Annotated in this window: 4 protein-coding genes and 1 pseudogene; 2 read left to right on the top strand and 3 right to left on the bottom strand. The window is 70.8% G+C overall.

All coding sequences use genetic code 11. From position 1 onward, the window contains the following. Positions 1 to 86 precede the first annotated feature (86 nt). The gene (locus ACWEBX_RS38205) at positions 87 to 725 is read left to right on the top strand and encodes an SDR family NAD(P)-dependent oxidoreductase (RefSeq protein WP_451889326.1); all 639 of its coding nucleotides are present in this window, start codon (positions 87 to 89) and stop codon (positions 723 to 725) included. A gap of 72 nt (positions 726 to 797) precedes the next feature. Here ACWEBX_RS38205 and ACWEBX_RS38200 read toward each other — a convergent pair whose 3' ends face one another. Beyond that, entirely contained in the window at positions 798 to 1,148 is a 351-nt protein-coding gene (locus ACWEBX_RS38200) for a PRC-barrel domain containing protein (protein WP_451889325.1), read from the bottom strand. Positions 1,149 to 1,308: 160 nt separating this feature from the next. Here ACWEBX_RS38200 and ACWEBX_RS38195 point away from each other — a divergent pair, with 160 nt between their 5' ends. Next, entirely contained in the window at positions 1,309 to 2,382 is a 1,074-nt protein-coding gene (locus tag ACWEBX_RS38195) for a hypothetical protein (protein WP_451889324.1), read from the top strand. A 9-nt stretch (positions 2,383 to 2,391) separates the two neighbouring features. Here ACWEBX_RS38195 and ACWEBX_RS38190 read toward each other — a convergent pair whose 3' ends face one another. Together ACWEBX_RS38190 and ACWEBX_RS38185 are read right to left on the bottom strand one after the other, a co-directional pair. Then, entirely contained in the window at positions 2,392 to 3,108 is a 717-nt protein-coding gene (locus tag ACWEBX_RS38190) for a tetratricopeptide repeat protein (RefSeq protein ID WP_451889323.1), read from the bottom strand. A 290-nt stretch (positions 3,109 to 3,398) separates the two neighbouring features. Continuing rightward, positions 3,399 to 3,508, bottom strand: a pseudogene (locus ACWEBX_RS38185) (cell division protein DivIVA); the annotation flags it as partial.

The raw sequence follows: 3,508 nt of genomic DNA, 5'->3' as shown, positions 1-3,508 counted from the left end.
GGTCACAGTGCCCCCTCCGCCCTCAGTGCCCCGATCTCGGCCGTTGTCAGGCCGAGTTCACCGAGCACGGCGTCGGTGTCCGCGCCGTGCGGGCGTGGTCCGTGCGGCTGGCGCACGAGCGGTTCGGACGGCTCGACGTGGTCGTCAACAACGCCGGCTACGGCCACTTCGGGATGATCGAGGAGATCACCGAAGCCGAGGCTCGCGCGCAGTTGGAGACCAACCTCTTCGGGGCCCTGTGGGTCACCCAGGCGGCGCTGCCCTTCCTGCGCGAGCAGGGAAGCGGCCACATTCTGCAGGTTTCCTCCATCGGCGGGATCAGCGCCTTCCCGCTGGTCGGCATCTACCACGCCTCGAAATGGGCGCTCGAGGGAATGAGCCAGGCGCTGGCGCAGGAAGTGGCGCCGTTCGGAATCAAGGTCACCCTGATCGAGCCCGGCGGCTTCGCGACCGACTGGGCCGGTTCCTCGTCGAGCACGTCCGAGCAACTGCTGGCGTACGCCGATTTCCACAAGGAAGTCCAGGAACAGCGGCGCAAGCGCGTCGGCACCCCGGGTGACCCGAGCGCGTCCGCCGCGGCCGTACTGGAGATCGTGGACGCGCAGGAGCCGCCGCTGCGCTGCTTCTTCGGTTCGGCGCCGCTGGGCATCGCGAAGGCGGACTACGAGCAGCGCCTGGCGGCCTGGGAGAAGTGGCAGCCGGTGGCGGAGCTGGCCCAGGGCTGAGCGCCGACGGCCGCGAGGGACTCCCGTCAGGCCCCTGATCCACCGGCGCGACGGTCGGTCAGGGGCGGTGGGTCAGGCGCGGTGGCCCTGGTAATAGCCGCCGACCTGTTCGTGGTAGTCGGCATCGCCGACGTGCTTGGCCCGGTCGAACTCGGGGGATTCCCTGATCTGCTCCTGGGTGAGCGCGACGTAGATCTTCCGCTCGTCCCGGTCGACCCGCCTCACCGTGCCCGCGGGCAGCAGGACATGCCTGCCGAAGATCCACACACCGATGTCGACGACGAGAAACGAGGAGTCGACGTCGTCCGAGTGTTTGTCGACCTTGCCGATGTGGCCGTCGACGGCCTCTACCTTGTAGCCGACCAGATCCGTGCCCGTGACGTGCCCGGCGGCCGGGTGGTAGCCCCAGATGCTGTCAGTCATGAACGGCTCCCTCATCGACAATCCGCGCTCGTCCGCGGCGGAACCGGGGAGTGGCGCAGGCGTCATCCACGTTAGACGAAGCCCGCGCGGGACGGCGGATGCGGCCTGCCGGGGTCACCGGATGCCACCCGGACGTCCCGGGCCCGGTACGGTTCGCGCCGTGGACGGGAACGGGTGGGAGCCGGGGCACCAGGTCGCCTACGGCTGCGAGGCGTGGGAGCGCGCCGGTCACCAGGCGCGCCTGCTGGTCGCGTGGTACGACGAGCGCGACGGCGGCCTGGGGCCAGGGGTGTTCTCGCGGTTCTCCGCGGACCCCGGCGCGCGGGTGAAGTGGCCGTGGGGGAGCGCCAGGCACAACACGCTCGGTCTGCTGTTCTGGCGAGCGGCCTACGACGCGGGGATTCTGGTCGACCAGGTCCCCCTGGCCGACGCCCTGAGCTACTGCGCCCAGGGAGCCGAGCCGTTGGACACGGGGCCCGTGCCCGATGCGGCCCGCAACGCCGGGATCGGCGTCGGCAGCGCGGCGTCGGTGGCCGGGATCAGGCACGTACTACAGGCCCATGTCGAGGCAGAGCTCCCGCGCCCGCGCCCTGCCGGGGTGCGGCTGACGCTCGGCTTCCGCGTCCGGGAGTCGCGGGCGACGCCGGACTGGGATCTCGGCGACTGGCCCACGGCACTCGCGCGGGCCCGCCGGGCCATGGGGCAGGCGGACGATCTGCGGGAGCGGCGGACTTGGCGGCCCACCGACCAGGAACGGTCCGTCGGCGGACGCCTCGGCCACGACCTGGAACGATCGCTCCGCACACCCGCCGCTTCCGTTCACCCCGCACCGAGTTGGCTGGAGCGGGCATCGCGCCTGGCCGCCACGGCCGCCGCACTGACCGCCACGGCTGCCGCACTGTCCGGCGCGGCCGGCACACTGCTCGGCGCCAGGCGGGAGGATACGAGGCGGGACGGTGCCGAGTTGGGCAGCGACGAGTTGGGCAGCGACGGGCGGGACGACGCGGGCCCCCTGGTGAAGGTCCTCGGCACCACGGTCGACGCGTGCGCCCGACTGAGAGCGAGCACCGAGGAGATCGGGCGCCTGTGGGAGGCGGAGGGGCCGCACGAGTCCTCGGACCGGTCTTCCTGGGAACTGTGCCACGTACCGGGCGCACTGCTGGAGCAGACCGAGGAGACGGAACATCTGGTGCGGGCGCTGGCCGCCTTCCTGTGGATCCTGGTCGTCCGCTGACCGAACACGTCAGTAGAAGTCGCTCCGCCGCTGCGTGGGGTTGACGATGTCACGCCGCTCCTGCGACCGGCGGGCCGCCCTGAAGGCCGCTATCTCCCGCAGGTGCGCCTGGCTCTGAAGCGTCATCATCGACCCCAGGGCATGGCGCGCGGTCATCGGGTTGTCCACACAGGACTGGTACATCACCGCGGCTCGTTCGTTGTCCTGGTAGAGGGTGCGGTAGATCTCCGCGGCGCGGTACTGGCCGTAGGGGTGGTTGCGTGTGGCGGCCGCGAGGAACTGCTCGAGGGCGTGTTCCGCCGGAGTCCGGGTGACCGGAATCAGTCGTTCCAGGTACAGGTCGCCCAGGATGAGCATCGCCTCGGGCTCGCCCAGTTCGGCCGACCTGCCGTACCAGCGGGCCGCTTCGTCCAGCGACTCGACGATGCCCGCTTGCGGGCAGCCGTGGTGGTACAGCGAGGCGAGGTAGAAGGCCGCGCGCGGTGAACCACCGCTGTGCCGCAGCCGTGGCACCGCGCTCGCGTACCGCCCTTGTGTGTAGTCGATGTGCCCCAGCAGTTCGATCGCGGCACTGTGGCCGGTGGACGCCGCGATCTCGAGGAAGTGGACCTCCGCACCGGCGTGCTGCCCGCTGTTCCAGCAGGCCAGGCCGATCCGGTAGTACTCCTCGGCACTGGTCGGCTCGTGACCGTCCACGGTGAAGTTGGTCCCCTGCCACTGCACCATGTCGCTGCCTCTCGCGTCGTGGCCTCAACAGATGGTAAGGCTCGACAACCGGCACGGGGGGCGCGTACGGCCGGGGCTTCGGTCCGTGACGGGACCCGGACGCCCTATTCGTCCGGGTCCCAGGCCTGGAGCAGCTCGAAGAGGTGCACGTCCCCGTCGAGCTTCAGGGAATCCGCCCGACGCGTGCGGCCACGGCATCGAAGAACCGCCATCCGTCGACGTGGGCGGCGTGCCCGAAGCACTGGCCGTCCGCCAGAGCCGCTTCGATCAACCCCCGCACGGTCGCTGGCCGGTGGAGGTTGAGACGCCTGCGTCTCGAGCTGACGGAGCTGCGACTCCAGGTAGGACTTCAGACGCGTGCGGTACTCGCGCTCGAAGCCGCGCAGGTCCTCGACCTTGC

Source organism: Streptomyces sp. NPDC005070 (genome assembly GCF_053600395.1).
Note: the sequence above shows the minus strand (reverse complement) of the source record. Positions and strands in the feature narration are given on the sequence as shown.

Bases quoted from the DNA above. Each gene is read 5' to 3' on its own strand.
- ACWEBX_RS38200 (WP_451889325.1), bottom strand. From the start codon at position 1,148: ATGACTGACAGCATCTGGGGCTACCACCCGGCCGCCGGGCACGTCACG.
- ACWEBX_RS38190 (WP_451889323.1), bottom strand. From the start codon at position 3,108: ATGGTGCAGTGGCAGGGGACCAACTTCACCGTGGACGGTCACGAGCCG.